Origin of the sequence: Streptomyces sp. JJ38 (assembly GCF_019303475.1) — a bacterium.
GTDB lineage: Bacteria > Actinomycetota > Actinomycetes > Streptomycetales > Streptomycetaceae > Streptomyces.
Genome location: NZ_JABLSI010000017.1, coordinates 1 through 26,220 on the forward strand (window position 1 = coordinate 1; position 26,220 = coordinate 26,220).

Consider the following 26,220-nt stretch of genomic DNA (forward strand, 5'->3'; position numbering starts at 1 on the left):
GCCCGCCCGGTGCGGCCCGTGCTCAGCGCACGGCCATCAGCACCGCCTTGTTGAGGGAGGTCTCCTTGAACAGCTGGTGCGCGACCAACAGGAGCGTGCCGTCGCCGTACAGGGGACGCGCGTTGGAGGTCGTGGTCATCCGCCGCAGGTCCTCGTCGTCGTCCGTCGGCAGTTCGAGGAAGAGCTCGCCCTCGCCCGTCGCCGGGTCCAGGAGCTGGAGGTTGGCCTCGACCTCGTAGCCGCCGTCGGCGAAGGCCAGCAGCTTCCCCTCGTGCATGGCGACCGGCGAGATGCTGCCCGCCTGGCCCAGCTCGAAGACCTGCTTCTGGCCACCGGTCCCCAGGTCGTAGGAGACGATCTCGTTCGTCCGGCTCTTGCCGCCCTGGTGCGCCTTCGTCTCCAGGTAGATCACGTTGGCGTCCGGGTCCACGACGACGTTGTGGGCGTCCGTCAGGCCGATGCCCGCGGAGTTGTACTGGAAGCGCTCCTCGTCGACGGTGATCTTCTGCTGGAGCTTCAGATCCTGGGAGAGAACCATCAGGTCGGTGATCGAGATGCTGCTCTCACCACCCGCGTTGACACCGATGACCAGGGGGTTGGTCGAGAACACCCGCTTGATCTCCACACCGTTCGGGGCGACCCACTCGGCCTTCTTGCCCCCCTTCGCGTCCAGGTGCTGGAGCTTCTCCTCCTCGCCGAAACCGCACTCGACCTTCGAGAGGAACATCTCCCCGCCCACATAGGCGCGGTCCCGGCACTTGGTGTAGTCCTCGGTGGGCTTCCACAGCAGCTTGCCGCTGGTCAGGTTGTAGGCGGCCGAGCCGCCGATCCAGGCGGCGCCGGCGATGTCGCCGCTGACCCCGATCTGCGGGTAGCTGACGTCGGCCATGCTCTCGCCCTCCTTGGCCGGAAGGTCCGCTCGCCACAGCTCCTTGCCGGCCGCGAGGTCGATGCCCATGGCCTTCTCGCACTTGCGGCCCCACAGGATCATCGTCTTGTCACCGGAGGCCGTGTCCGCCGCGGCGCACCGCTCACCGCGGACCGCCGGGATCTCCCAGGCCTTCTGCCCCGTCTCCAGGTTGTAGGCGCGGACCGCGTCGTGCTCGTACTTGACGACGTTGTCCCCGGCGAACCAGACGCCCGGGAGCTCCATGATGATCTTGGCGTTGAAGTCGGTGGGCGGCTCTACCTGCCAGGCCAGCTCGCCGTTGGTGTCCTGCGGCTTCTTCTGCTCGCCCCCCTTGCCGCCGTCTTGGCCACCGTCCTGGCCGCCGTCCTCGCCGCCCTGGCTGTGGCCCTTGTCGTCGTCCTTGGCCTGCGCGTCGTCGTCACGGCTGGTGAACAGGAAGATGCCGCCGACGGCGATCAGCGCGACGGCCACCACGGCCGCCACGATGACGAGCAGCTTCTTGCTCCCGCCGCCCTGGCCCTGCGGCACGTTCGGCATCGGGTAGGTCGGCTGCTGGCCGTAGGGGCCGGGCTGGCCCGGCTGGGCGTACGGGGTGGGCTGGCCCGGCTGCCCGTACGGGCCCGGCTGCGCGTAGGGCCCGGGCTGGCCCGGGGCCTGGCCGGGCCCCTGCGGGTAGCCGTACCCCGCGGGCGGCGGCGTCTGGGCCGGGTCCTGGCCGGGCGCCTGCGGGTAGCCGTAGCCACCGGGCGCCTGCCCGGGCGGCGGCGGGGTCTGCGGCGGCTGACCGGGCTGCTCCGGCCCCTTCTGGAACGAGGGGCCCTCGGCCGGCGGCTCCTGCGGCGGGCCGAAGCCGCCGGACGGCGGCTGGTTCGGCGGCTGCCCCGGCGGCTCTGGCGGCTGGTTGGGCGGCGGCGGCTGCGACATGGCGATCCTTCTGCGCATGCGGACCGATTGCCCTGCCCCTCATTCCCCCGTAGGGACGAGCGAATCGGACATCTGGCCCGCCTGGTCTCGGCAATCGACTGGAAGTTGGGCGAAGCCCTTTGTACCACCGGACACCGAGGGCTCCTCGATCGGTTCCCGGGAGACGCCGCGGTCGCCACCGGGCCGGNCCGGGCCGGGTCACTGCCCGTCGGCCAGTTCCAGCCAGCGCAGCTCCAGCTCGTCCTTCCGCTCCGTCAGCTCGCGCAGCTCACCGTCGAGTTCCGCGACGCGTTCGAAGTCGGTGGCGCACTCGGCCATCCGCGCGTGCAGGGTGCTCTGCCGCTCCCCGAGCTTGTCGAGCTGCCGCTCGATGCGCTGCAACTCCTTCTGCGCGGCCCGGGAGACGGCGGCGGGCTTCCCGGCCGCCGGGGTGGCCGGGGCCGCGGCCCCACCCGTCGCACCGGCGCCCGTCGCGCCGCCGCCGGCCGCTCCGCCCGGCCCCTGGGCGGCCCGGGCCCGCTCGCGCCGCTCCAGGTACTCGTCGATCCCGCGCGGCAGCATCCGCAGCGTCCGGTCACCGAGCAGGGCGAACACCCGGTCGGTGGTGCGCTCGACGAAGTAGCGGTCGTGGCTGATGACGACCAGCGAGCCGGGCCAGCCGTCGAGCAGGTCCTCCAGCTGCGTCAGCGTCTCGATGTCCAGGTCGTTCGTGGGCTCGTCCAGGAAGAGCACGTTGGGCTCGTCCATGAGCAGGCGCAGCAGCTGGAGTCGGCGCCGCTCACCGCCCGACAGGTCGCCCACCGGCGTCCACTGCTTCTCCTTGCCGAAGCCGAACTGCTCGCAGAGCTGCGATGCGGTCATCTCGCGCCCCTTGCCCAGGTCCACCCGGCCCCGGACGCCCTCCACGGCCTCCAGCACCCGCAGGGCCGGGTCGAGCTCGGACACCTCCTGGGACAGGTACGCCAGCCGCACCGTGCGTCCCACGGTGATCCGGCCCCCGGCGGGCTGCTCCTCGCCGTCACTGCGCGCCGCGGAGTCCATGGCGCGCAGCAGCGACGTCTTGCCCGCTCCGTTGACGCCGACGAGGCCGATGCGGTCGCCCGGCCCCAGCTGCCAGGTCAGATGCTCCAGCAGCGCGTGCGGGCCGGCCTGGACGGTGACGTCCTCCAGGTCGAACACCGTCTTGCCGAGCCGGGCCCCGGCGAAGCGCGTCAGCTCGGCGCTGTCGCGGGCGGGCGGCTCGCTCTCGATCAGCGCGTTGGCCGCCTCGATCCGGAAGCGTGGCTTGCTGGTGCGGGCGGGGGCGCCCCGGCGCAGCCAGGCCAGCTCCTTGCGGACGAGGTTGCGCCGCTTGGCCTCCTCCGACGCGGCGATGCGCTCGCGCTCGGCCCGGGCGAAGACGTAGTCGCTGTAGCCGCCCTCGTACTCGTGGACGACACCGCCCTGCACGTCCCACATCCGGGTGCAGACCTGGTCGAGGAACCAGCGGTCGTGGGTGACGCACACGAGCGCCGAGCGGCGGGCGCGCAGGTGCGCCGCGAGCCAGGAGATGCCCTCGACGTCGAGGTGGTTGGTGGGCTCGTCGAGCACGACGAGGTCCTGCTCGGCGATGAGGAGCTTGGCCAGGGCGATCCGGCGCCGCTCGCCGCCGGAGAGCGGGCCGATGACGGTGTCCATGCCCTGGGGGAAGCCGGGGAGGTCCAGCCCGCCGAACAGCCCGGTCAGCACGTCCCGCACCCGGGCGTTCCCGGCCCACTCGTGGTCGGCCAGCTCACCGACGACCTCCTGGCGCACGGTGGCGGTCGGGTCCAGGGCGTCGTGCTGCGTCAACACGCCCAGCCGAAGCCCGCCCGCATGGGTGACGCGGCCCTCGTCGGCCCGTTCCAGCTTGGCCAGGATGCGGATCAGCGTCGTCTTGCCGTCGCCGTTGCGGCCCACGACCCCGATCCGGTCCCCCTCACTCACGCCGAGGGAGACGCCGTCCAGCAGGGTGCGCAGCGTGTACGCCTTGCTGACGGCTTCCAGATTGACCAGGTTGACGGCCATACGGTGCGGCTCCTTGTCACGGTGGGGCAATTCCCCAGCGTAGTCGCACCATTCGCCCCGCACCCGGGGGCGGTCCGGGCGCGGGGCGGAGGCCGGGGTGGAGTCGGCGGGTCAGGCCGGGGCGGGTCAGCCCGCGCCCAGGATCTCCGCCACGACCGGTCCGGCGTTCGTGCCGCCGTGTCCCGAGTTCGGAATCACCGCGGCGGCGGCCAGGTCGTCGCTGTAGCCGATGAACCACGCGTTGGGCTTGTCCTGGCCGTCCACCTCCGCGGAACCGGTCTTGCCGCCCTTGTCGCCGCCGACGGAGGCCATCGCCTGGGCGGCGGTGCCGCTGGTGGCCGTCGTCTTCATCAGCGAGCGCAGCTCGGCCGCCAGCGCCGGGCTCATCGCGCGCGGCGCGGTGGCCAGCTTGCGGTTGTCCACCGTGGGCGGGACGAGGTACGGCTGCTTGAACACGCCCGCCTTCACCGTCGCCGCGACGGAGGCCATGTTGAGGGGGTTCGCCCGCACGCCGCCCTGGCCGATCAGGGAGGCGGCCATCTGGGCGTCGGCCTGCACGGGCACCGAGCCGTCGAACGTCCCGGTGCCGACGCTCCAGGTCAGACCGATGCCGAAGAGGTCCCGGGCCTGCTGGGTGAGGTCGTCGTCGGCGAGCTCGGGAGCCTGGCTGATGAAGGCGGTGTTGCAGGACGCGGCGAAGCTGTCCCGGAAGGTGCCGCCCTTGATCTCGAACTCGTCCAGGTTCTGGAACTTCCAGCCGCCGTGGGTGAAGTACTTCGGGCAGGGGTGCGGCTTGTCGGCGCTGGCCAGGTTCTTCTCGATGAGCATCGAAGCGCTGACGACCTTCCAGGTCGAGCCCGGGGCGTACGAGCCGCGCAGCGCGAGGTTGAAGCCGCCGGCCGGGGCGTCCGCGATGGCCAGGATCTCGCCGGTGCTGGGCCGGATGGCGACGGCCGCGCCGTTCTTGTCCTTGAGCGCGGCCTGCGCGGCCCGCTGGAGGTTCGCGTCGATGGTGGTCGGGATCTTGCCCGGCTCGCCCTTCGACAGCTTCTTCAGAACCTTCTTCTCCTCGCCGCCCTTGTCGACGATCCGCATCGAGACGGGGGCGACGCCCTCGGAGTCCTCGGCGTAGCGCTTGGAGACGTCGAGGAGCACCTCCTTCAGCTCGGGGAACTCCTCGGCCGTCAGCTCCTCGCCGTCCCGGTCGACGGTGACCACCTCGGGCATGCCGCCCGCGTCGGTGACGATCCGCTCCCCCTCGGCCAGCTCCGGGTGCAGCACGGAGGGCTCCCAGTCGATGACGGGCTCCCCGGTGTCGGCGTCCCGGACGACGGTCAGCGCGCCGTCGTACTCGACGCTGCCGGTCACGTCCTCGTGGGCGACCTGGGCCGTGAGGCCGAAGGGCACCTTCGCCCCGCTGGGCGCGCCCTCGGTGAGCGTCACGCCCGTCACCCCGGCGTCCTCGGTGAACGCCGTCAGCGCGGCCCTGGCAGCGCCCTCCTCGTCGGTGAGCTCGGCCGCCTTCGCGGCGTCCCCGGACTCCCACGCGGTGAGGAACGCCTCCGCCGCGCCCCGCACCTCGGTGGCGCTGAGCGGGCCCGTCTCCTTCTCGCCGGGCTTGCCGTCGTCCTGGCCGCTCACGGTGCTGTTGCCGCTGTCCCCGTCGTCCCCCACCAGGGCGTACGCGCCGAAACCGGCCGTCGCCACAGCAACGGCACAGACGGCGCCGATCACCGCCATGCGCTGAGCGTCTCTCATAAGTCCTCGGTCCTCCACCCCTCCCCGGCGGCCACCGGGGACCACGTCGCACCCTAGAGCACGCGCCCGGCGGTGTGAGGGCACCGCCCTTCCCAGAGCCGGGCCGTTGCCGGAGTGTGACAGAGCGGCCCGCCCGCCGGTCAGATCCAGGTGCCCAGCCACATGCGGGCGCGCCACTCGGCCATGGACAGCTCCTGCCCGGTGTAGAGGGGCCAGAAGTAGACGAAGTTCCACACGACGAGCAGCGCGAGCACCCCGCAGGCCACCAGCCCGACGGCCCGGCGCACCTCCGTCGAGCGCGGCGGGCCGGCGGCGGCGCCCAGCAGCTGGGCGACCGCGAGGCACAGGAACGGCACGAACACGACGGCGTAGAAGTAGAAGATGGTGCGTTCCTGGAAGACGAACCACGGCAGGTAGCCCGCCGCGAGCCCGCACAGCAGCGCGCCGGAGCGCCAGTCCCGCCGCAGCGCCCAGCGGTAGAGGGCGTACACGAGCGCGGCGCAGCCGAGCCACCACAGCAGCGGCGTGCCCAGCGCCAGCACCTCCTGGGCGCAGCCGCCGCCCTCCGCGCAGCCGCCCTCGCCCGGCTCGCGGGACTCGTAGAAGTACGACACCGGCCGCGCGGTCACGAGCCAGCTCCACGGGTGGGAGTCGTAGGCGTGCTCGTCGGTGAGGTCGACGTGGAAGGTGAGCTTCTGCCACTCGTAGTGCCACAGGCTGCGCAGCGGGCCGGGCACGAAGCCGAAGGACGTCTCGGCCCCCGGCCCCTCGTGCCAGTTCCGGTAGTAGCCGCCGTCGCTGGCGAACCAGCCGCTCCAGGACGCCAGGTAGACCAGCCCCGCGACGGGGACGAGCGAGAGGAAGGCGGGGCCCGCGTCCCGGCGGAGCACGGCCCGCAGCGGTCGCCGGGCCCCCGCGGTGCGCCGGGCTCCGACGTCCCAGGCGACGGCGAGCAGGCCGAACGCGGCCAGCACGAACAGCCCGCTCCACTTCGTCCCGCAGGCCAGCCCGAGGCAGACCCCGGCCGCGAGCCGCCAGGGCCGCGCGCCCAGCGGCACGGTGCTGGCGACGGCGTCGTCCGGACGGTCCCCGGGCAGGGCGGCGGCCAGCCGGGCCCGCGTCCGGTCGCGATCGAGGAGCAGACAGCCGAAGGCCGCCAGCACGAAGAACATGAGGACGATGTCGAGCAGCGCGGTGCGGCTCATGACGAAGTGCAGCCCGTCCACGGCCAGCAGCGCGCCCGCGACGCAGCCGAGCAGGGTCGAGCGGAACAGCCGGCGGCCGATCCGGCACAGCATGAGCACGGACAGGGTGCCCAGCACCGCCACCATGAAGCGCCAGCCGAACGGCGTCAGGCCGAAGAGCTGCTCGCCCACCGCGATGACCCACTTGCCCACCGGCGGATGCACGACGTAGGAGGGGGTCTCCAGGAGCGGGATCGACTGCGGGTCGGCCAGGATGGCCTCGTTGGCCCCCTTGTCCCAGGTGCCCTCGTAGAACAGCTCCCGCAGCGACCAGGCGTCCTTGGCGTAGTACGTCTCGTCGAATATCACCTCGTGCGGGGAGCCGAGCCGCCAGAACCGCATCAGCCCGGCCACGAGCGCGACGAGGAGCGGCCCGCCCCAGCCGCGCCACCGCGGCTCGACGCCGAGTGCCGACCACACGCGCGTCCGCGCCACCGGGAAGGGCGGGACCAGCCGCTCCCGCACGCCGGCGCGCGGCCGGGGGGCGTACCCGTAGCGGCGCAGCCGGTCCGGCCACCCGGAGCGGGTGGGTTCGGTCGCGGGGCGCCCCGGCGCCGTGATCTCACTCCTCACCGGGACATCGTAGGGAACGCGGGGCGCACCGCCCCCGCAGGCGGCGGTGCGAGGATGGTGCGGTGACCGGAACGCTCGTACTCGCAGGAACCCCCATCGGCGACGTGGCCGACGCCCCGCCCCGGCTGGCGACGGAGCTGGCCGAGGCCGACATCGTCGCCGCCGAGGACACCCGACGGCTGCGGCGGCTGACCCAGGCCCTCGGGGTGCGGCCGGCCGGGCGCGTCGTGTCGTACTTCGAGGGCAACGAGGCCGCGCGCACCGAGGAGCTGACCGGGGAGCTGACCGGCGGGGCCCGGGTCCTGCTGGTGACGGACGCGGGCATGCCGTCCGTGTCCGACCCCGGGTACCGGCTCGTGGCCGCCGCGGTCGAGCACGGGGTCCGGGTGACGGCCGTGCCCGGGCCGTCGGCGGTGCTGACGGCGCTGGCCCTGTCGGGGCTGCCGGTGGACCGGTTCTGCTTCGAGGGCTTCCCGCCCCGCAAACCGGGCGAGCGGCGGTCCCGGCTGGCCGAGCTCGCCGGCGAGCGCCGGACCCTCGTCTACTTCGAGTCCCCGCACCGGCTCGCGGCCACGCTGGCCGCGATGGCGGAGGCGTTCGGCCCGGACCGGCGGGCGGCCGTGTGCCGCGAGTTGACGAAGACGTACGAGGAGGTCCGGCGCGGCCCGCTGGCGGAGCTGGCCGCCTGGGCCGCGGAGGGCGTGCGCGGGGAGATCACCGTCGTGGTGGCCGGCGCCCCGGAGCCGGACGCCGCCGAGCTGGACGCGACGGAGCTCGCCCGGCGGGTCGCGGCTCGCGAGGAGGCGGGCGAGCCGCGCAAGGAGGCCATCGCGGCGGTGGCCAAGGAGACGGGCGTGCGCAAGCGCGCGGTGTTCGACGCCGTCGTCGCCGCCAAGCCCCGGCCGTAGGGTCCCCGGGCCCGGGTCCCGGGGCCCGCCACGCGCCGTATTGCCGTTATGCGGCACTCTGCACCGATATCTCCTACTCCCCAGTACGGGTTTACGCTCGAATTCGGTAGTGGGAGGAGCCGCGATGACCGACTTCAGGGACGCGCCGCCGCGTACGGTCCAGGAGTCGTACGCCTTCGCCTGCCTGGCCTGCGGCCAGTCGTGGGAGCAGACGTACGAGATCGAGCACCACGTCGACCGGGACAACCGGCCGTACCTGCTCTACTTCGCCGACGGCGAGCGGGTCCCCTCCCCGCTCAGCCGGCTCACCTGTCCCCAGTGCACCGGGCACGACGTACGGATCGTGCGCGCGGGGCAGGCCGCCTCGGTCGCGACGGCGATGGGGGTGGGCTGGCCGCCGCTCAGCCACTGAGGCCCGCCGGAACGATGACCCGCCGGGGCCGCGCGGCCCGCCGGGACCACACGAGCGGCCGGGGCCGCGTGGGCGGACGTCCCGACTGAGCGGGTGGCAGCAGGCAGCCCATAGGATCGGACGCATGCCCGCGTCATCGACCGCCGACCCGTCCGCGCCACCGCTGCCCGAGCCCCTCGACGTGGCCGTGGCCGACTCCCACACCCACCTCGACATGCAGGACGCCACCGTGGCCGAGGCCCTGGAGAAGGCAGCCTCGGTCGGGGTCACGACCGTCGTGCAGATCGGCTGCGACCTGGAGCGCGCCCGCTGGGCGGCCGAGGTCGCGGGCGAGCATCCGGCGGTCTGGGCGGCCGTGGCGCTGCACCCGAACGAGGCGCCGCGGCTGGCGCTGGAGGAGGGCCCCCGGGCGCTGGAGGACGCGCTGGCGGGCATCGCCGAGCTGGCCGCCCTCCCGCAGGTGCTGGCCGTCGGCGAGACCGGGCTCGACTACTTCCGCACCGGCCCCGAGGGCATCGCCGCCCAGCAGGAGTCCTTCCGCCGGCACATCGCGCTCGCCAAGGAGCTCGACAAGGCACTGGTCATCCACGACCGCGACGCCCACGACGACGTCCTGCGCATCCTGGACGAGGAGGGCGCCCCGGAACGGACCGTCTTCCACTGCTACTCCGGCGACGCGGAGATGGCGAAGGTCTGCGCCGCCAAGGGCTACTACATGTCCTTCGCCGGCAACGTGACGTTCAAGAGCGCCCAACCACTCCGGGACGCCCTGGCCGTTGCCCCGCCGGAGCTGCTGCTCGTCGAGACGGACGCGCCGTTCCTCACCCCCGTCCCCTACCGGGGCCGCCCGAACGCGCCCTATCTGATCCCGGTCACGCTGCGGGCCATGGCCGAGGTGCGGCGGACGGACGTGAACGTGCTCGCCGGGCACGTCGCGGAGAACACCGCGCGGGCCTTCGGCTATCCGCCCGCCCCGTAGACTGCCCTGGTGAGCACACCCCCCGACCCCGCCGCCGCGGCCGGTGCGCCGGACGCGCTGCTCGGGCCCGCCGACGTGCGCGAGCTGGCCGCCGCGCTCGGGGTGCGGCCCACCAAACAGCGCGGGCAGAACTTCGTGATCGACGCCAACACCGTCCGCCGCATCGTGCGCACCGCCCAGGTGCGGCCCGAGGACGTCGTGGTGGAGATCGGCCCGGGGCTGGGCTCCCTGACCCTGGCCCTGCTGGAGACGGCCCGCTGGGTCACCGCGGTCGAGATCGACGACGCCTTGGCCGCGGCCCTGCCGGGCACGGTGGCCAGCCGCCTGCCCGAGGCCGCCGAGCGGTTCTCCCTCGTCCACTCGGACGCCATGCGCGTCACCGAGCTGCCGGGCCCCGAGCCCACCGCGCTCGTGGCCAACCTGCCCTACAACGTCGCCGTCCCGGTGCTGCTGCACATGCTCGCCACGTTCCCGACGATCGAGCGGACGCTGGTCATGGTGCAGTCCGAGGTCGCGGACCGGCTGGCGGCGGCCCCCGGCTCCAAGGTCTACGGCGTGCCGTCCGTCAAGGCCGCCTGGTACGCGGACGTCAGGCGGGCCGGGGCCATCGGGCGGAACGTGTTCTGGCCCGCGCCGAACGTGGACTCCGGGCTGGTGTCGCTGGTGCGCCGGGAACCGCCGGCCACCACCGCGAGCCGGGCGGAGGTGTTCGCCGTCGTGGACGCCGCCTTCGCCCAGCGCCGCAAGACGCTGCGGGCCGCGCTGAGCGGCTGGGCCGGTTCGGCCGCCGCCGCGGAGCAGGCCCTGCGGGCGGCGGGCGTCTCGCCGCAGGCGCGGGGCGAGTCGCTGACGGTGACGGACTTCGCCGCGATCGCCGAACAGGCGGCGGCCATCGGGAAGAACGTCGAAGAGACGGAACGAACGGTCGAGGGGGACTGACGGGATGAGCGTCACGGTTCGGGTGCCGGCGAAGGTCAACGTGCAGCTGGCGGTGGGCCCGGCCCGCCCCGACGGCTTCCACGACCTGGCCAACGTGTTCCTCGCCGTCGGCCTGTACGACGAGGTCACCGCGACGCCCGCGGCCGAGCCGCGCCTCACCTGCACCGGGCCGGACGCCGGCCAGGTGCCCCTCGACGACTCCAACCTGGCGGTCCGCGCCGCCCGGCTGCTGGCCGCCCGGCACGGCATCGCCCCCGACGTCCACCTGCACATCGCCAAGGACATCCCGGTCGCCGGCGGCATGGCCGGCGGCAGCGCCGACGCCGCGGGCGCCCTGCTCGCCTGCGACGCCCTGTGGGGCACCCGCACGCCCCGCGCCGAACTGCTGGAGATCTGCGCGGAGCTGGGCTCGGACGTCCCCTTCTCGCTGGTCGGCGGCGCCGCCCTCGGCCGGGGCCGGGGCGAGCTGCTGACCCCGCTTCAGGTCGGCGGCACCTTCCACTGGGTCTTCGCGGTGGCCGACGGCGGCCTGTCCACCCCGGCCGTCTACCGCGAGTTCGACCGGTTGACCGCCGGCCACGACGTCCCCCAGCCCGAGCCGTCCCCGGCCCTGCTCGACGCGCTGCGCACCGGCGACGTCCACGGGCTCGCCGCGACCCTCGCCAACGACCTCCAGCCCGCCGCGTTGTCCCTGCGCCCGGCCCTGGCCGACACCCTCGCCGCCGGCACGGAGGCGGGCGCCCTCGCCGCCCTCGTCTCCGGCTCCGGCCCGACCTGCGCCTTCCTCACCGCCGACGCGGCCGCCGCCCGCAAGGTGGCCGAGGCTCTCACCGCCTCCGGCACCTGCCGCGCCGCCCGCCCCGCCTCCTCCCCGGCCCCCGGCGCCACCGCCCTGCCCGCCTGAGCCGGGGCCGGCGGAGCCTCAGAGACAGCCGCGGAGGGCGCGGACGAGGGCCTGGGGACGGGGGTCGGACGTCACGGACCGCTGAAGGCCGCAGGTGACGTAGCCGAAGCCGAGGCCGTGCTCCGGGTCGGCGAAGGCGAGCGAGCCGCCGCGGCCCGGGTGTCCGAAGGAGGACGGGGAGAGCAGGGGCGACGAGGGCCCGTGCAGCATGTACCCGGAGCCGAAGCGGGTGCGGACGAGGAGGACGCGGTCCGGGCCCGCGGATTCCTCGGTGCGGGCGAGCGCGAGCGTGGCCGGAGCGTAGAGCCGGGTCCCGGGGCCGCGCCCGACGTCGTCCACGGGGCCGAGGAGCGCGGCGTAGAAGCGGGCCAGTGCGTGGGCGGTGGCCACGCCCGCCGAGGCGGGGTGCTCGGCGGCGCGGTAGGCGGGGTCGTTCTCGTCCGGCAGCGGGTCGATGACGGTGAACGCGCGCCGGGTGACGGAGGTGGGGTCCTGGTGGGCGCGGGCTACGGCGGGTTTGGGACGGACCTTCAGCCCCGCGGAGGCCGGGGGTTCGGGCGCGGTCACCGGGGCGACGCGTCCCACGCGGTGGGCTTCGGCGTCCGGGAGCCCGATCCACAGGTCCAGGCCGACCGGGGCGGCGATCTCCTCGGCGAACCAGCGGCCGAGGCTGCGTCCCGTGGCCCGGGCGACGACCTCGCCGAGCAGCCAGCCGTAGGTGTGCGCGTGGTAGCCGTGGGCGGTGCCGGGCTCCCACAGCGGGGCCTGGGCGGCGAGCGCGGCCGGGCCGCTGGCGCCGTCCCGGGCCTGCTCGGGAGTGAGGGGGGTGTCGAGGACGGGCAGCCCGGCGCGGTGGGCGAGGAGGTGCCGGACGAGGACGCGCTCCTTGCCGCGGGCCTTGAACTCGGGCCAGTACGTGCCGACGGGCGCGTCCAGGTCGATCCTTCCGCGCTGGTGCAGCAGGTGGAGGACGGCGGCGGCGGGGCCCTTGGTCGCCGAGCGGACGATCTGCGCGGTCTCGCGCTGCCAGGGCCGCGCGTCGGTCCCGGAGGCGTCGGCTTCCGCATGGCCGGCCCACAGGTCGACGACGGGGCGGCCGTCGCGGTAGACGGTGACCGCGGCACCGACGTCACCGCGCTCGGTGAAGCCCGCCCGGAAGGCGTGCAGTACCGGTTCGAAACCGGCGGCCACCGTGCCCTGGACCTCGGTCACTGCGCTGCTGCTCCTGCCTGGTGCCGTCCGGCCGCCCGCGGGGTGGGCGTGGCCGGTGTCGTACTGGTCGTCCCCTATGGTGCGCTACGCGTCCGGGAGGGCGACCGAGCGGGGGTCGAAGCCGAAGGGCAGCTCCAGCCGGTGGGCGCGCAGGAGGGCGTCGTCGCACAGCAGGGTGCGGGTGGGGCCGTCGGCTGCGATGACGCCGTCGCTGAGGATCACCGAGCGGGGGCACAGCTCCAGGGCGTAGGGCAGGTCGTGGGTGACCATGAGCACGGTGACGTCGAGTCCCCGCAGAATCTCGGCGAGTTCGCGACGGGCGGCCGGGTCGAGGTTGGAGGAGGGCTCGTCGAGGACGAGGATCTCCGGCCGCATGGCCAGCACGGTGGCGACGGCGACACGGCGGCGCTGGCCGAAGGAGAGATGGTGCGGGGCCCGGTCGGCGGCGTCGCCCATGCCGACGCGGTCCAGCGCCTCCCGGACCCGGGCGTCGAGTTCGGGGCCGCGCAGTCCGGCGTTGGCGGGGCCGAAGGCGACGTCCTCCCGGACGGTGGGCATGAAGAGCTGGTCGTCCGGGTCCTGGAAGACGATGCCGACGCGGCGGCGGATCTCGGCGAGGTGGGTCTTGGCGACGGGCAGTCCGCCGACGCTGACCCGTCCGGCTCCGGCGGTCAGGATGCCGTTGAGGTGCAGGACGAGGGTGGTCTTCCCGGCGCCGTTGGGGCCGAGGAGGGCCACGCGCTCGCCGCGGCCGATGGTGAGGTCGACGCCGAACAGCGCCTGGTGCCCGTCGGGGTAGGCGTAGGCGAGGCCGGAGACGTCCAGCGAGGCGGCCTCGGGAGTGGGGGCGGGGACGAGTGCGGGGCTCACAGGGTCCATCCCATCAGGCAGACGAGGAGGGCGGCGCCGGGGAGTGCGGCGGCGGCCGCCCACTGGGCCGGGCGCGTCGCGGTGCCGTTGTCGAGATCCGGCATGGCGCCGGTGTAGCCGCGGCTGAGCATGGCCAGGTGGACCCGCTCGCCGCGTTCGTAGGAGCGGATGAACAGGGCGCCCGCGGTCCTGGCGAGCGTCCCCCACTGCCGCACGCCGCGGGCGTCGAGGCCGCGGGACGCCTGGGCGATCCGCATACGGCGCAGTTCGCCGGCGATGACGTCGAGGTAGCGCACCATGAACGCGGCGATCTGCACGAGGAGCGCGGGCAGCCTGAGGCGGCGCAGCCCGAGCAGCAGGTCCCGCAGCTCCGTGGTGGCGGCGAGCAGGACGGAGCCGGCCACGCCGAGGGTGCCCTTGGCGAGGATGTTCCACGCGCTCCACAGCCCGGACTCGCTCAGCGACAGCCCCAGCCACTCCACCCGCGGCCCTTCGGCGAGGAAGGGCAGCAGGACGGCGAAGACGACGAAGGGCACCTCGACGAGCATCCGCCGCAGCAGGAAGCCCGGCGGTACCCGGGCGGCGACGGCCACGGCGGCGAGCAGCAGCGCGTAGCCGCCGAAGGCCCACACGGCGGTGCGGGGCGTGGACACGACGGCGAGGACGAAGGCGAGCGTTGCGACGATCTTGCAGTGCGCGGGCAGCCGGTGCACCGGTGAGTGACCGTGCCGGTAGAGGGCGTGGGCGTGCCCGGCCCCCATGTCAGACGCTTTCGCGCCGCGGAGTGCCCGCGGCGTTCCGCCCGGCCTCCCGGCGCCGGGCGAGCAGGTAGAAGCCGGTGCCGACGCCGAGCGCGGCGGTGACGCCGATCAGCCCGGCCAGGCCGCCGGAGAGCCGCTCGTTGTCGACCCCCTCGACGCCGTAGTCGGCCAGCGGGGAGTCCGCCGTGGCGCTGTCCTCGGCCTGCTGGATGATCTCGTGGTCGGTGGCGACGCGCTCCAGCCCGTCGAGCTCGGAGGAGGCGTAGAAGCTCAGGAAGCCCGCGCAGACGACGGTGGCGGCCAGGCCGCCCACCCACAGCGGGCGGATGGAGCGGGCGGTGGCGGGCTGCTCCTCGGGCCGCGGCTCCGCGGCGGGGACCTCGGTCTCGGAGCCGCTGGCGTCGCGCAGGACGAGCGGGGCACGCAGGCCGCGGGCGCCGTGGACGAGGTCGGGGCGGGCGGCGAGGACGGCACCGACGGCCAGCGCGGTGATGACGCCTTCCCCGACGCCGATGGCGGTGTGGACGCCGGTCATGGCGGCGAAGACGGAGCCGGTCGAGATGTCGGCCGTGCCGCCGACGGCGAAGAGCAGGGTGAACACCATGGCCGCGACGGGCACCGACACGAGGGCGGAGACGAAGGCGGCGGCCGTCAGCGAACTGCGGCGCCGGGGCAGGGCCGTGGCGAGCAGCCGGAAGAGCGGGTAGGCGACGAGGACGGCGACGACGCCGAGCAGCGTGATGTTGACGCCGAGCGCGGTGATGCCGCCGTCGGCGAAGAGCAGCGCCTGGAGCATGAGGACGACGGACAGGCACAGCACGGCCGTGTAGGGGCCGACGAGTATGGCCGCCAGCGCACCGCCCATGAGGTGGCCGCTGGTTCCGGCACCCACCGGGAAGTTGATCATCTGGACGGCGAAGACGAAGGCCGCGACGAGCCCGGCGAGCGGGGCGGCCCGCTCGTCCAGCTCACGTCGGGCGCCCTTGAGGGACACCGCGACTGCGGTGACGGCGACCGCCCCTGCGGCCACCGAGACGGGGGCGTCGAAGAATCCGTCGGGGACATGCATGGCTGATCGCCTCACGGTCGGCTGAATCATTTCGGTCGCGGCTGCGACCGGACGATGATAGTCCCCAGTTGCGAACGGCTTGCAAGAGCGCATGTCTCACACCGCGGACGGCACCCACGGCCCCTCGGCGGAGGAAGGCCAGGTCAGGGAAGCCTGTGGGGCAGCTCACAGCCGCCGAGCCGCACCAGGACGGTGATTTTCGGGTCTTACGGGGTGGACGGGCGCCCGCCCGCGAAGGAGCCGACGCATGCGACGACCGCTGACCATCGACCACACCGTCCGGGTACGGCTGCCCGGCCGCCCCGGCTCCGGGCCGGTGCCGGCCACGCTGCACTACGACGGCGCCGACCCGCTCGCCATGCGCGTCGCCTTTCCCGCCGAGGCCTCGCTGAACGGCACCGAGGTGACCTGGGTCTTCGCCCGCCGCCTGCTCGACGACGGGCTGCGCGGACCGGCCGGGGAGGGCGACGTCCGCATCCGCCCGGGCGGGGCGGGCCGCACGGTGCTGGAGCTGTGCGCACCGCAGGGCACCGCACTGGTCGAGCTCCGCCGCGAGGACCTCCACCGCTTCCTGGCGGCGACGTACACGTTCGTACCGGAGGCCGCCGAGTCCTCCCGCATCGACGTCGACGCCGCCCTGGCCGCCCTCCTCGGCCCCGTCTGAGCCCGATCCCCCGACACACCGGTGGCCCGGTACCGCGTGCGGTACCGGGCCACCGGGCGTCGGCGGGATGCCGGCGTCAGACCCTGGCGTGCTCGGGGGCGGGGTCGGGCGCGGTCTTGGTGGCGGTGAGGTGCTGCTGCAGCCGCTCACCCTCCACGTCGACGTTGGGCAGGATGCGGTCAAGCCACTTCGGCAGCCACCAGGCCTTGTCGCCGAGCAGCGCGAGCACCGCCGGGACGATGGCCATGCGCACGACGAACGCGTCGAACAGGATGGCGATGGCGAGGCCGAAGCCCATCATCTTGATCATGGAGTCGCCGGCCCCGATGAAGCCCGCGAAGACGCTGATCATGATGACGGCGGCGGCCGTGACGACGCGGGCGCCCAGCTTGAAGCCGGTGACGACGGCCTGGCCGGGCCGCTCGCCGTGGACGTAGGCCTCCCGCATCCGGGTGACGAGGAAGACCTCGTAGTCCATCGCCAGGCCGAAGATCACACCGATCATGAAGATCGGCATCATGCTCATGATCGGGCCGGTCTGGTCCACGCCCAGCAGCCCGGCAGCCCAGCCCCACTGGAAGACGGCGACGACGGCGCCGAGCGCGGCGAGCACCGACAGCAGGAAGCCGAGGGCCGCCTTGAGCGGCACCAGCACCGAGCGGAAGACCATCAGCAGCAGGACGAAGGCCAGGCCGACGACCAGCGTCAGATAGGGCACCAGCGCGTCGTCCATGACCTGTGAGAAGTCGATGAGGCTGGCGGTGAACCCGGAGACGAGCACGACCGCGCCGTACTGCTCCTCGATCTGCCCGGACATGCCGCGGATCTCGCGGACCAGGTCCTCGGTCTCGACGCTGCTGGGCCGGGTCTCGGGGATGACGGGCACGACGGCCGCGTTCTTCTCCTCGTTCATCATCTCCGGCTCGCCGACGACGGCGACGCCCTCGAGATCCCGCAGGGAGTCGCCGATGTCGCGGACCGTGCGGTCCGCGTCCCCGCCCTTCTCGACGACCTCGTCCAGGTCGACGACGACCATCAGCGGGCCGTTGAACCCGGGGCCGAAGCCCTCCGCGACCAGGTCGTAGGCGCGGCGCTGCGTGGTGGAGGTGGGCGAGTTGCCGTCGTCCGGCAGGCCGAGCGTCATGCTGCCGACCGGGATGGCGACGGCGCCGAGCCCGATGACCGCGGTCAGCAGGACGACGAGAGGGCGGCGCAGCGTGAAGCCGGCCCAGCGGGCGCCCAGGCTCGGCTTGGCGTCCTCGGAGGGCATCGGCGGAACGCCGGTCTCCGGGTTGGCCTTGCGCACTTTGCGGCCGAAGATCCGCTTGCCGACCATGCCGAGCGCGGCGGGCACGAGCGTGATGGCGACCAGCACCGCGATGACGACCGTGGCCGCGGCCGCGAGACCCATCTTGGTCAGGATCGGCACGTTGACGACGGCGAGGCCGGCCAGCGCGATGACGACCGTCAGACCGGCGAAGACGACGGCGGAGCCGGCGGTGCCGACGGCCCGGCCGATGGCCTCCTCGCGGTCCCGGCCCTCCATCAGCTCGGCCCGGTACCGGGAGGCGATGAACAGCGCGTAGTCGATGCCGACGGCGAGGCCGATCATCATGGCGAGCGTGTTCGTGGTGGCCGACAGACCCAGCGTGGAGCCGAGCGCCGCGATGCCGGTGACGCCGATCATGACGCCGATCAGGGCGGTGATCAGCGGCAGCCCGGCGGCCACGAGCGAGCCGAAGGTGAGGATGAGGACGAGCGCGGCGACCCCGATGCCGATGATCTCGCCGTTGCCCATCTCGGGTTCGACGAACAGCACGTCACCGCCGACCTCGACGGTCAGCCCCGCGTCCCGCCCGAGCTCGACCGCGTCCTCGATCTGCCCCCGGGTCTCGTCCGTCAGCTCGGGGCCCGGCACCTCGTAGACGCCGTTCGCGATGGCGGTGGTGGCGTCCTCACTGATCGACTTGGCCTCGAAGGGGTTCGGGACGCCGACGACCTGGCTGTGCTTCTCCGGGGAGAGCTCGCCGAGCACCTTCTCCACGGCGGCCCGGTTCTCCGGGTCGGTGATCTTCTCCCCGTCCGGGGCCTTGAAGACGAAACGGCCCTGGGCGCCGTCGGCGGCGGCGTCCCCGGGGCTGCGCTCCTCCATCAGGTCGAAGGCCTGCTGGGACTCCGTCCCGGGCAGGGCGAACTCGTCGTCCGGCGGATCACCGGCGGTGGAGGCGGCGCCGATCACGACGACGAGCAGCGCCGCCCACAGCAGGGCTACGATGCGCCGCCGCCGGAAGGCGAGCCGGCCGAGTTTGTACAGGAAAGTGGCCACGGGAGGGTTACTCCGGTCTGGTCGTGCGGGCGGTCGGTGCGAGATGATCGGACAGTTCGGCGGTGCGGGGCCGGTCGGCTCGGAAAATGACAGCCCCTGACAGAAGAGACGCCCAGGCGCACTGTACGGGTGCCCGCCCCTCGAAACTGAGGCGTAGGTCACATCCCCGCTGTGGAACGGTTCACCCCCGGGCGCGCGTCTCACACGCACTCGCGCGGGCCGGGCCGACTTGCCGGGCCCCTGGCACGGCCGAACCATAAGAGGGGTGAGTGACGACGCCGCGTACCTCCGGTATCCGCACCTCCACGGTGACCTGCTCTGCTTCGTCACCGAGGACGACGTGTGGGCGGCACCGCTCGCCCCGGCGGGCGAGCCGCCGGGGCGAGCGTGGCGGCTCACCGTCGACCGCACGCGGGTCGGGCCGCCCCGCTTCTCCCCCGACGGGCGGCACATCGCCTTCACCTCCTGGCGCAGCCTGGACCCGGAGATCCACCTCGTCGACGTCGCCGGCGGCCCGGCCCGGCGGCTGACGTACTGGGGCGCGCCGGACACCCGCGTCTGCGGCTGGACGCCGGAGGGCGACATCCTGGCCGTGGCCTCCCACGGGCAGCCCTTCTCCTACTTCACCTGGGCCTACCGGCTGCCGCTCGACGGCGGGCCCGGCGGGCAGCTCCCCTGGGGTCCGTGCAGCGACATCGCCGTCGCCGACCTGCGCGACTTCCCCGGCGGTGAGCGCCGCACCCTCCTGCTGACCGGCCGTCCGCCGCACGAGCCGGCCGCCTGGAAGCGCTACCGGGGCGGCGCCACGGGACGGATGTGGCTGCACGGCGAGCGGCTGTTGCCCGAGCTGGCCGGCCACCTCGACTCCCCCATGTTCGTGCGCGACGGGACGCGGACCGAGGAGGACGGGCAGCCCGCCTGGCGGGTCGCCTTCCTCTCCGACCACGAGGGCGTCGGCAACGTGTACTCCTGCCGCCCCGACGGCTCCGACCTCCGCCGCCACACCGACCACGCCGACTTCTACGCCCGGCACGCCGCCACCGACGGCAGCCGCGTCGTCTACCAGTGCGCGGGGGGCCTGTGGCTGGTGGACGACCTGAGCCCCGACGGGCAGCCACGGCGGCTGGACGTGCGGCTGTGCGGGCCGCGCCCCGGGCGCCGGAGCTACCAGGTCCCGGCCGCCACCCGGCTCGACGGCCTCGCGGTGGACACCACCGGGCGGGCCAGCGCCGTGTGCGTCGGCGGCAGCCTGTACTGGCTCACCCACCGCGAGGGACCGGCCCGGGTCATCTCCACCACGCCCGGCGTGCGGGTACGGCTGCCGGAGATGTTGGGCGCCACCGGGCGCATCGCCTACGTCACCGACGCCGAGGGCGCCGACGCCATCGAGCTCGCCTACCTGCCGAGGGCCAGCGGCGGCCAGAGGCCGCGCCGGATGGCGTCCGGACGGCTCGGGCTCGTCCACGAGCTGGTCGCCTCCCCGGACGGCGGCACCCTCGCCGTCGCCACGCACGACGGACGGCTGCTGCTCGTCGACGTCGCCGGGCTACTGGAGCGCGGGAACGACCTGACCGCGCGGCGCACGACGGGGGACGGCGGCGGGGAGGAGGGCGCGGGAACCACGCCGCCAGACGCCGGTCAGGACGGGCCGGCGGACGAGGACGAGGGGCCCGAACCGGCCGTCACCGAGCTGGTGCGCTCCGCCAACGGCCCGGTCCGGGACCTCGCCTTCTCCCCCGACTCGCAGTGGCTGGCCTGGGCACACCCCGGGGTCGGACGCTCCCTGCGGGAGATCCGGATCGGCCGGCTCGCGGACGGCACGGTCATCGAGGTCACCAACGGCCGCTTCGAGGACGAGCAGCCGGTGTTCACGCGGGACGGGCGGTACCTCGCGTTCCTGTCCTGGCGGGGCTTCGACCCGGTCTACGACGTGCACACCGGCGACCTGTCGTTCCCGCTGGGCTGCCGCCCGTACCTCGTCCCGCTGTCCTCCGCGACGCCCTCGCCGTTCGCGCTCAACCCGGAGGGCCGCCCCGCCGCCGGCGGCCTCGACCCGCGCGAGACGCCCAGCGGCTTCGACGAGGACCGCGCGGTGATGGTGGAGGCGGAGGGGCTGGCCAGCCGGGTCACGCCGTTCCCGGTGGCCGCCTCGAAGTACTCGGCGCTGCAACCGGTGGCCGGGGGCGGGGTGGTGTGGCTGCGCTACCCCATCTCCGGCGCGCTGGGCGAGACGTTCGTCAACCCGGCCGACACCTCGGGCCGCCCGACGCTGGAGTACTTCGACATCGCCCGTGCCAAGCGGGTGGAACTCAGCGTCGACGTCGACTCCTTCGCCGTCAGCGGCGACGGCACCCGCATGGTCCTCAACGACGAGGGCGACCTGCGGGCCGTGCCCGCCAACGACAGCCCCGACAGCGACTCCACGGTGTGGATCGACCTGCGCCGCATCATGCACGAGGTCCACCCCGTCGAGCAGTGGCGGCAGTCCTTCGAGGAGGCCGGGCGGATCACCCGGGCCTACTTCTGGGACCCGGGCATGTGCGGCATCGACTGGGACGCCGTCCTCGACCAGTACCGGCCGCTGGTGGACGCGGTGGCGTCCCCCGACGAGTTCGCGGACCTGCTGCGCGAGGTCCTGGGCGAGCTGGGCACGTCGCACGCCTACGTGGCCGGGTCCCGGCGCAACGAGGGGCCGCCGCACTACCAGCGGCCCATCGGGCTGCTGGGCGCCAACCTCGCGCGGACGAAGGACGGCGAGTGGCTGGTCTCGCGCATCCTGCCGGGCGAGTCCTCGGACCCCAGGGCCCGCTCCCCGCTGGCCGGTTCCGGCATCCGGGAGGGCGCCGTCCTCACCCATGTCGACGGCCGCCCCGTCGACCCGGTGGCCGGGCCCTACCCGCTGCTGTCCGGCGCCGGGGGCACCACGGTGGAGCTGGCCTTCCGCAGCCCCGACGGCTCCGGGCCGCCGCGGCGGGTCGCCGTCGTCCCGCTGGTCGACGAACGGCCGCTGCGATACCAGGACTGGGTCGCCAAACGCCGCGCCGTGGTACGCGAGTTGAGCGACGGGAAGTGCGGTTACCTGCACATCCCCGACATGGGCGGCTCGGGCTGGGCGCAGTTCAACCGGGACCTGCGCATGGAGGTCACCCGGCCCGCGCTCATCGTGGACGTGCGCGGCAACGCGGGCGGCAACATCAGCGAGTTGGTCGTCGAGGGACTGACCCGCCGCATCCTCGGCTGGGACCTCACCCGGGGCGCCGAGCCGGTGTCCTACACCTCCAACGCGCCGCGCGGGCCGATCGTCGCCCTGGCCGACGAGGCGACCTCCTCCGACGGCGACATGATCACCGCGGCCTTCAAACTCCTCGGGCTCGGGCCCGTCGTCGGCTCCCGCACCTGGGGCGGCGTCGTCGGCATGACGGGACGTCACCGGCTCGGCGACGGCACGATCATCACCGTCCCGATGAACGCCGCCTGGTTCGACGCCTACGGGTGGGACGTGGAGAACCTCGGCGTCGCCCCGGACATCGAGGCCCTGCGCACGCCGCTGGACTGGGCGGAGGGCCGCTACACGGTCCTGAGCACCGCCGTCGGGACGGCGCTGGACCTCCTCGAGAGCAACCCGGCGAGCACACCGCCCGACCACTCCGACGTCCCCGACCGTCGACGCCCCCCACTGCCACCCCGCACGGTTTAGGCCGACATGCGAAGTATGCCGGTGCGTGTCAGGCTGATCACGGCCGATCACGGCCGTTCTCTCACACTGACGTGGAGCAGCGGAACATGGGTATGCAGGACGAGTTCAAGAACAAGACGCAGAACGCGAAGGACGCCGCGCAGCGCGCGAAGGAGGAGGCCCGACGACGGGCCGGCCGTGGCGGCGACCGCGAGGAGGAGCGCGGCCAGGACATGCAGGACCGTCTCCAGGAGGAGCGGGACCGGCTCGGCGAGCGGGCCGACGACGCGCGTGATCGCCTCGGCCACTGATCCGGTCGGCGACCGCCCGCCGACGCGGGCCCGACGTCGGGGCGCACCCCCTCCCCGGGGGTGCGCCCCGACTCATCTCCCCTCCGGCCCGCCCTGGGCGGGCCGTCGCGCGTCGCGTCTCAGACGCGTTCGCGCTCGTCGGCGGCACCCCCGGCGCCGACGAGTCCCGTGTGCCTGCTGCCGCGGGAGGCGAGCAGCTTCGGCTCGGCCTTGCGCATCTCCCGCCTGCCGCCGATCCCGACGATGGTCGGCAGGGTGCCGCGGACCATCTGCATGCCGCGCAGCCACCACTGCCCGTAGACATGTGCGGACCGGCGCTCGACACCCGCGACGATCCGGTCCACGGCCGGCCCGAGCGGATAGGTCTTGTTCAGGGGCGGCGGCATGGAGTTGCGCCGCAGGTCGCGCATGAAGTCGTCCTCGTCCGCGCCCCGCACCATGTCGGTGTCGGTCCAGCTCAGATAGCCGACGCCGACCCGCACGCCCCGGTGGCCGACCTCCGCGCGCAGGCTGTGCGCGAACCCCTCCACGCCCGACTTGGACGCGCAGTAGGCCGTCATCATCGGCGCCGGGGTGATCGCGGCGAGCGAGGCGATCTGGAGGAAGTAGCCGCGGGACTCCGTCAGGACGGGCAGGAACGCCCGCGCGGTGACGGCCCCGCCGATGAGGTTGACCTCGATGACCCGGCGCCAGACGACGGGGTCGCTCTCCCCGAACGGACCGCCCATGGCGACCCCGGCGTTGGCGACGACGACGTCCACCTTGCCGAAGTGCTCCCTGACCTCGGCCGCCACCGTGGCCATCGCCTCGTGGTCGGTGACGTCGGCGTGCCAGTGCGCCGACTCCGTCGGCAGGGCGGCGCTCACCTTCTTCAGCGCGTCCGGCTCCAGGCCGACGAGCGCGATCTTCGCTCCCCGCGCCGCGAGCTTGCGGGCCAGCAGCTCGCCGACGCCGCGGGCGCCACCGGTCACCACCGCGACCTGGCCCTCCAGGTTCCAGCGCTTCATGCGTCCTCCTTCGTCCGGGGGGCCGCCGCGTCTCCGGCGGGCTTGAGATGGTCGGCGACCAGGCCGCGCAGGACGTCCGTCACCGAGGCCGGGTCCTCCAGCGGCGTCATGTGGCCGAGGCCCCGCTTCTCGTGGGCCCCCACGCACCGCGGCAGGTTGGCGACCAGCTCACGGGCGTTGGGCAGCGGGGTGAGCCGGTCGTGGGTGCCGGCCAGCACGGCCACCGGCAGGGTGAGCCGGGCGATCTGCGGGAAGAGGTCCAGGCTCTGGAGCACCCGGCCCCACCCCGCGCGCACCCGGCGGGGGCACGCGTGCACGATGCGGGCGGTGGCCTCGATCTGCTCCGCCGCCGCCGACGGGCCCATCGTGGCGTAGTGCAGCAGCCGACGGGTGACCGCCGAGACCGGGCCCAGCGGCGCCGACGAGTGGAGCAGCAGCCGGTGGGCGAAGCCGCGCGCCCGCGGCCCGCCGGGCGCCGGGATCACCCGGGCCCGTTCAGGCAGCCGCTGGGTTCCCGTGCTGCACAGGAAGGCGGCCGCCGCGTGCCGGGTCAGCGTGGGACGCCCGGCCGCGGCCACGATCGTCATGGCGCCCATGGAGTGCCCGCCGACGACGGCCCGTTCGCCCTGGGCCAGCACCGCCTCCAGGACGGCGCACAGGTCGTCGGCGAGGGCCTGTGTGCTGTACCGGCCGGGGGTGGCCGGGGACTTGCCGTGCCCGCGCTGGTCGTAGGCGACGACGCGCAGGCCGTCGGCCGTCAGGTTCCGGATCACCGGCGCCCAGAAGGCGGTGGAGCACGTCCAGCCGTGGGAGAGCACAACGGTGCGGCCGTCGGCCGGGCCGTGCTCCTCCACGTGCAGCCGGGCGCCGGTGCTGGAGGTCACCGTCCGGGTGGCCCTGGGCGTCGGCGGGGCGTAGGGGCCGGAGGCCGGGTGCGTGGTGTCGCTCACGCGGCGGCCCCCTTCGCGGACGCGGACGGCGCTGCGGGCTTGGCAGCGGGCTCGCCCCCGGCCGTGGCCCCGGACCCGGCGCCCGACGTCGCGCCGGGCTGCGCGGCGGGCTTCCGGGTGGGCTTCCGGGTGGGCGCCGTCTCGTCGGGCGCCCCGGCGGTGGCCGGAGCCGCGCGGAGGACCGTGTACTCCTCCAGCCGCACCTCGCGCGTCGCCCGGCGGAACTCGGTGGTGGTGCCGGGCCAGACGGTCGTGTTGCGCCCGTTCGCGTCCAGGTACCAGCTGTCGCAGCCGCCGGTGGTCCACACGGTGCGCTGCATCCGCTCCTGGATGCGGTGGCTCCAGGCGTGCACCGCGCTGCGCCTGGCGTCGAGCGCCACGCGGCCACCGAGCGTGTCGAGTTGGCGCAGGTAGTCGACCATGTAGTTCAGCTGGGCCTCGATCATGAGGATCATCGAGCTGTTCCCGAGCCCGGTGTTGGGCCCGATGATCGTCAGGAAGTTGGGGAACCCGGCCGCGCTGGCCCCGCGCAGGGACTCCATGGAGCCGTTCCACTCCTCGGCGAGGGTCCGTCCGTCGGCGCCCTTGATCCGGTGGGCGATGGGCATGTCGGTGACGTGGAAGCCGGTGCCGAAGACCACGGCGTCGGCCTCGGTCTCGGTGCCGTCGCTCGCGACGAGCGTGTTGGGGCCCCGGAACTCCCGGAGCCCGGAGGCGACCAGGTCCACGTTGTCCTGGGCGAGCGCCGGGTAGTAGCTGTTGGACAGCAGAATGCGCTTGCAGCCGATGCGGTAGTCCGGCGTGAGCTGCTCGCGCAGCACCGGATCCTTGATCGCCCGCTTCATGTGGGCCAGGGCGAGCCTCTGCACGAGCCCGAGCTCGCCGGGGTGCTTGGTGAAGGCGCTCACCTGGAGTTCCCGGATGCCCCACAGCAGTTGGCGGCGCAGGTAGCGGGTGGCGGGCACCTTGGCGTGCAGCCAGCGCTCGGCACCGGTGATCTTCCGGTCCATGCGCGGCATGACCCAGGCCGGGGTGCGCTGGAAGAGGGTGAGCCGCCCGACGGTCGGCTGGACGGCCGGGACGATCTGGATGGCGGAGGCGCCGGTGCCGATCATCGCGACGCGCTTGCCCCGCAGGTCGTAGTCGTGGTCCCACTGCGCGGAGTGGAAGACCTTGCCCTGGAAGCCGTCGAGCCCCGGGATGTCGGGGATCTTCGGGTCGGAGAGCGGGCCGGTGGCGGAGACGACGACGTCGGCGGTGAGCGTGCCCCGGCTGGTGCGCACGACCCAGCGCAGCTCGTCGGCGTCCCACTCGGCCTGCTCGACCTCGTGGTGGAACCTGATGTGCGGACGCAGCCCGAAGGTGTCGGCGACGTGCTCCAGGTACGCCTGGATGTGCGCCTGCCCGGAGAAGTTGCGCGGCCAGTCGGGGTTGGGCGCGAAGGAGAAGGAGTACAGGTGCGAGGGGACGTCGCAGGCGCACCCGGGATAGGAGTTGTCGTGCCAGGTGCCGCCGACCGCACCGCGGCGTTCGAGGACGACGAAGTCCGTGATGCCCGCTCGGCGCAGTCGAACGGCGGCGCCCAGGCCGCCGAATCCGGAACCGATCACCGCCACCCGTACGTGCTCATGTTCGCGCTCGGCCATGCCGCGCCCTCCCGGTCCGTACCGTTCGTTCAACCGTGCCAGCAATCACTGGCGCAGTCGCAGCGTAGAGGAGCGACCCCCGCCTGGATAGGGGTCGGGCGCAGAAAAGTTACCGGCGGTTGCACCCGCGT

Annotated in this window: 20 protein-coding genes; 8 read left to right on the top strand and 12 right to left on the bottom strand. The window is 73.9% G+C overall.

Annotation, left to right across the window (positions count from 1 at the left end; all coding sequences use genetic code 11):
• Positions 1-22 precede the first annotated feature (22 nt).
• From HPT28_RS11445 to HPT28_RS11460, 4 genes are all read right to left on the bottom strand, one after another.
• Positions 23-1,834 (bottom strand): PQQ-binding-like beta-propeller repeat protein, encoded by a 1,812-nt coding sequence (locus tag HPT28_RS11445; protein ID WP_219090923.1) that lies wholly within the window; start codon positions 1,832-1,834, stop codon positions 23-25.
• A 198-nt stretch (positions 1,835-2,032) separates the two neighbouring features.
• Positions 2,033-3,880, bottom strand: a complete 1,848-nt coding sequence (locus HPT28_RS11450; protein WP_219090924.1) for an ABC-F family ATP-binding cassette domain-containing protein — start codon at positions 3,878-3,880, stop codon at positions 2,033-2,035.
• A gap of 126 nt (positions 3,881-4,006) precedes the next feature.
• Entirely contained in the window at positions 4,007-5,638 is a 1,632-nt protein-coding gene (locus HPT28_RS11455) for a penicillin-binding transpeptidase domain-containing protein (protein ID WP_257578447.1), read from the bottom strand.
• Positions 5,639-5,778: 140 nt separating this feature from the next.
• Positions 5,779-7,455, bottom strand: a complete 1,677-nt coding sequence (locus tag HPT28_RS11460) for a phospholipid carrier-dependent glycosyltransferase (protein WP_219090925.1) — start codon at positions 7,453-7,455, stop codon at positions 5,779-5,781.
• A 62-nt stretch (positions 7,456-7,517) separates the two neighbouring features.
• Here HPT28_RS11460 and rsmI point away from each other — a divergent pair, with 62 nt between their 5' ends.
• The 5 genes from rsmI (at position 7,518) to HPT28_RS11485 (ending at position 11,597) form a co-directional block, all read left to right on the top strand.
• Complete coding sequence (gene rsmI / locus HPT28_RS11465) at positions 7,518-8,363, top strand: 16S rRNA (cytidine(1402)-2'-O)-methyltransferase (RefSeq protein ID WP_219090926.1); 846 nt, start codon at positions 7,518-7,520, stop codon at positions 8,361-8,363.
• Between the two features lie 124 nt (positions 8,364-8,487).
• Positions 8,488-8,775 carry a hypothetical protein gene (locus HPT28_RS11470; RefSeq protein WP_219090927.1) on the top strand — a complete coding sequence of 96 codons (288 nt, stop codon included), beginning with the start codon at positions 8,488-8,490 and terminating at the stop codon, positions 8,773-8,775.
• A gap of 124 nt (positions 8,776-8,899) precedes the next feature.
• Positions 8,900-9,754: a TatD family hydrolase gene (locus HPT28_RS11475; RefSeq protein WP_219090928.1), complete on the top strand. Its 855-nt coding sequence runs from the start codon at positions 8,900-8,902 to the stop codon at positions 9,752-9,754.
• Between the two features lie 9 nt (positions 9,755-9,763).
• The gene (gene rsmA, locus HPT28_RS11480) at positions 9,764-10,693 is read left to right on the top strand and encodes a 16S rRNA (adenine(1518)-N(6)/adenine(1519)-N(6))-dimethyltransferase RsmA (RefSeq protein ID WP_219090929.1); all 930 of its coding nucleotides are present in this window, start codon (positions 9,764-9,766) and stop codon (positions 10,691-10,693) included.
• A gap of 4 nt (positions 10,694-10,697) precedes the next feature.
• A complete protein-coding gene (locus HPT28_RS11485) occupies positions 10,698-11,597 on the top strand; it encodes a 4-(cytidine 5'-diphospho)-2-C-methyl-D-erythritol kinase (RefSeq protein ID WP_219090930.1) in 900 nt (299 codons plus the stop codon).
• Positions 11,598-11,615: 18 nt separating this feature from the next.
• On the opposite strand, the gene HPT28_RS11490 is transcribed toward HPT28_RS11485, so the two are convergent.
• From HPT28_RS11490 to HPT28_RS11505, 4 genes are all read right to left on the bottom strand, one after another.
• Entirely contained in the window at positions 11,616-12,809 is a 1,194-nt protein-coding gene (locus HPT28_RS11490; RefSeq protein WP_219090931.1) for a serine hydrolase domain-containing protein, read from the bottom strand.
• A gap of 84 nt (positions 12,810-12,893) precedes the next feature.
• On the bottom strand, positions 12,894-13,688 hold the full coding sequence (locus tag HPT28_RS11495) for an ABC transporter ATP-binding protein (protein ID WP_219090932.1): 795 nt from the start codon (positions 13,686-13,688) through the stop codon (positions 12,894-12,896).
• Positions 13,676-14,440: a cobalt ECF transporter T component CbiQ gene (cbiQ, locus tag HPT28_RS11500; RefSeq protein WP_219090933.1), complete on the bottom strand. Its 765-nt coding sequence runs from the start codon at positions 14,438-14,440 to the stop codon at positions 13,676-13,678. The genes HPT28_RS11495 and cbiQ overlap by 13 nt, the downstream gene beginning before the upstream one ends.
• Before the next feature lies 1 nt (position 14,441).
• On the bottom strand, positions 14,442-15,509 hold the full coding sequence (locus HPT28_RS11505; RefSeq protein WP_219090934.1) for an energy-coupling factor ABC transporter permease: 1,068 nt from the start codon (positions 15,507-15,509) through the stop codon (positions 14,442-14,444).
• 247 nt (positions 15,510-15,756) lie between these two features.
• Between HPT28_RS11505 and HPT28_RS11510 the strand changes: the two genes are divergently transcribed.
• On the top strand, positions 15,757-16,173 hold the full coding sequence (locus HPT28_RS11510; protein WP_219090935.1) for an SsgA family sporulation/cell division regulator: 417 nt from the start codon (positions 15,757-15,759) through the stop codon (positions 16,171-16,173).
• 76 nt (positions 16,174-16,249) lie between these two features.
• Here HPT28_RS11510 and HPT28_RS11515 read toward each other — a convergent pair whose 3' ends face one another.
• Positions 16,250-18,499 carry an MMPL family transporter gene (locus HPT28_RS11515; RefSeq protein ID WP_219090936.1) on the bottom strand — a complete coding sequence of 750 codons (2,250 nt, stop codon included), beginning with the start codon at positions 18,497-18,499 and terminating at the stop codon, positions 16,250-16,252.
• Between the two features lie 265 nt (positions 18,500-18,764).
• Here HPT28_RS11515 and HPT28_RS11520 point away from each other — a divergent pair, with 265 nt between their 5' ends.
• Both HPT28_RS11520 and HPT28_RS11525 read left to right on the top strand, forming a co-directional pair.
• Positions 18,765-22,196: a S41 family peptidase gene (locus HPT28_RS11520; protein WP_219090937.1), complete on the top strand. Its 3,432-nt coding sequence runs from the start codon at positions 18,765-18,767 to the stop codon at positions 22,194-22,196.
• 86 nt (positions 22,197-22,282) lie between these two features.
• Positions 22,283-22,486 carry a hypothetical protein gene (locus HPT28_RS11525; RefSeq protein ID WP_219090938.1) on the top strand — a complete coding sequence of 68 codons (204 nt, stop codon included), beginning with the start codon at positions 22,283-22,285 and terminating at the stop codon, positions 22,484-22,486.
• Between the two features lie 119 nt (positions 22,487-22,605).
• Here the strand turns inward: HPT28_RS11525 and HPT28_RS11530 are convergent, their stop codons facing one another.
• The 3 genes from HPT28_RS11530 to HPT28_RS11540 are packed head-to-tail and all read right to left on the bottom strand — an operon-like array spanning position 22,606 to position 26,089.
• Positions 22,606-23,493, bottom strand: a complete 888-nt coding sequence (locus HPT28_RS11530; RefSeq protein WP_219090939.1) for an SDR family oxidoreductase — start codon at positions 23,491-23,493, stop codon at positions 22,606-22,608.
• On the bottom strand, positions 23,490-24,443 hold the full coding sequence (locus tag HPT28_RS11535; protein WP_219090940.1) for an alpha/beta fold hydrolase: 954 nt from the start codon (positions 24,441-24,443) through the stop codon (positions 23,490-23,492). The genes HPT28_RS11530 and HPT28_RS11535 overlap by 4 nt, the downstream gene beginning before the upstream one ends.
• Complete coding sequence (locus HPT28_RS11540) at positions 24,440-26,089, bottom strand: NAD(P)/FAD-dependent oxidoreductase (protein ID WP_219090941.1); 1,650 nt, start codon at positions 26,087-26,089, stop codon at positions 24,440-24,442. The genes HPT28_RS11535 and HPT28_RS11540 overlap by 4 nt, the downstream gene beginning before the upstream one ends.
• Between the last annotated feature and the right edge of the window lie 131 nt (positions 26,090-26,220).

Bases quoted from the DNA above. Each gene is read 5' to 3' on its own strand.
- HPT28_RS11540 (WP_219090941.1), bottom strand. From the start codon at position 26,089: ATGGCCGAGCGCGAACATGAGCACGTACGGGTGGCGGTGATCGGTTCC.
- HPT28_RS11510 (WP_219090935.1), top strand. From the start codon at position 15,757: ATGCGACGACCGCTGACCATCGACCACACCGTCCGGGTACGGCTGCCC.
- cbiQ (WP_219090933.1), bottom strand. From the start codon at position 14,440: ATGGGGGCCGGGCACGCCCACGCCCTCTACCGGCACGGTCACTCACCG.
- HPT28_RS11505 (WP_219090934.1), bottom strand. From the start codon at position 15,509: ATGCATGTCCCCGACGGATTCTTCGACGCCCCCGTCTCGGTGGCCGCA.
- HPT28_RS11475 (WP_219090928.1), top strand. From the start codon at position 8,900: ATGCCCGCGTCATCGACCGCCGACCCGTCCGCGCCACCGCTGCCCGAG.
- HPT28_RS11495 (WP_219090932.1), bottom strand. From the start codon at position 13,688: ATGGACCCTGTGAGCCCCGCACTCGTCCCCGCCCCCACTCCCGAGGCC.
- HPT28_RS11485 (WP_219090930.1), top strand. From the start codon at position 10,698: ATGAGCGTCACGGTTCGGGTGCCGGCGAAGGTCAACGTGCAGCTGGCG.
- HPT28_RS11450 (WP_219090924.1), bottom strand. From the start codon at position 3,880: ATGGCCGTCAACCTGGTCAATCTGGAAGCCGTCAGCAAGGCGTACACG.
- HPT28_RS11455 (WP_257578447.1), bottom strand. From the start codon at position 5,638: ATGAGAGACGCTCAGCGCATGGCGGTGATCGGCGCCGTCTGTGCCGTT.
- HPT28_RS11470 (WP_219090927.1), top strand. From the start codon at position 8,488: ATGACCGACTTCAGGGACGCGCCGCCGCGTACGGTCCAGGAGTCGTAC.
- HPT28_RS11530 (WP_219090939.1), bottom strand. From the start codon at position 23,493: ATGAAGCGCTGGAACCTGGAGGGCCAGGTCGCGGTGGTGACCGGTGGC.
- HPT28_RS11525 (WP_219090938.1), top strand. From the start codon at position 22,283: ATGGGTATGCAGGACGAGTTCAAGAACAAGACGCAGAACGCGAAGGAC.
- HPT28_RS11445 (WP_219090923.1), bottom strand. From the start codon at position 1,834: ATGTCGCAGCCGCCGCCGCCCAACCAGCCGCCAGAGCCGCCGGGGCAG.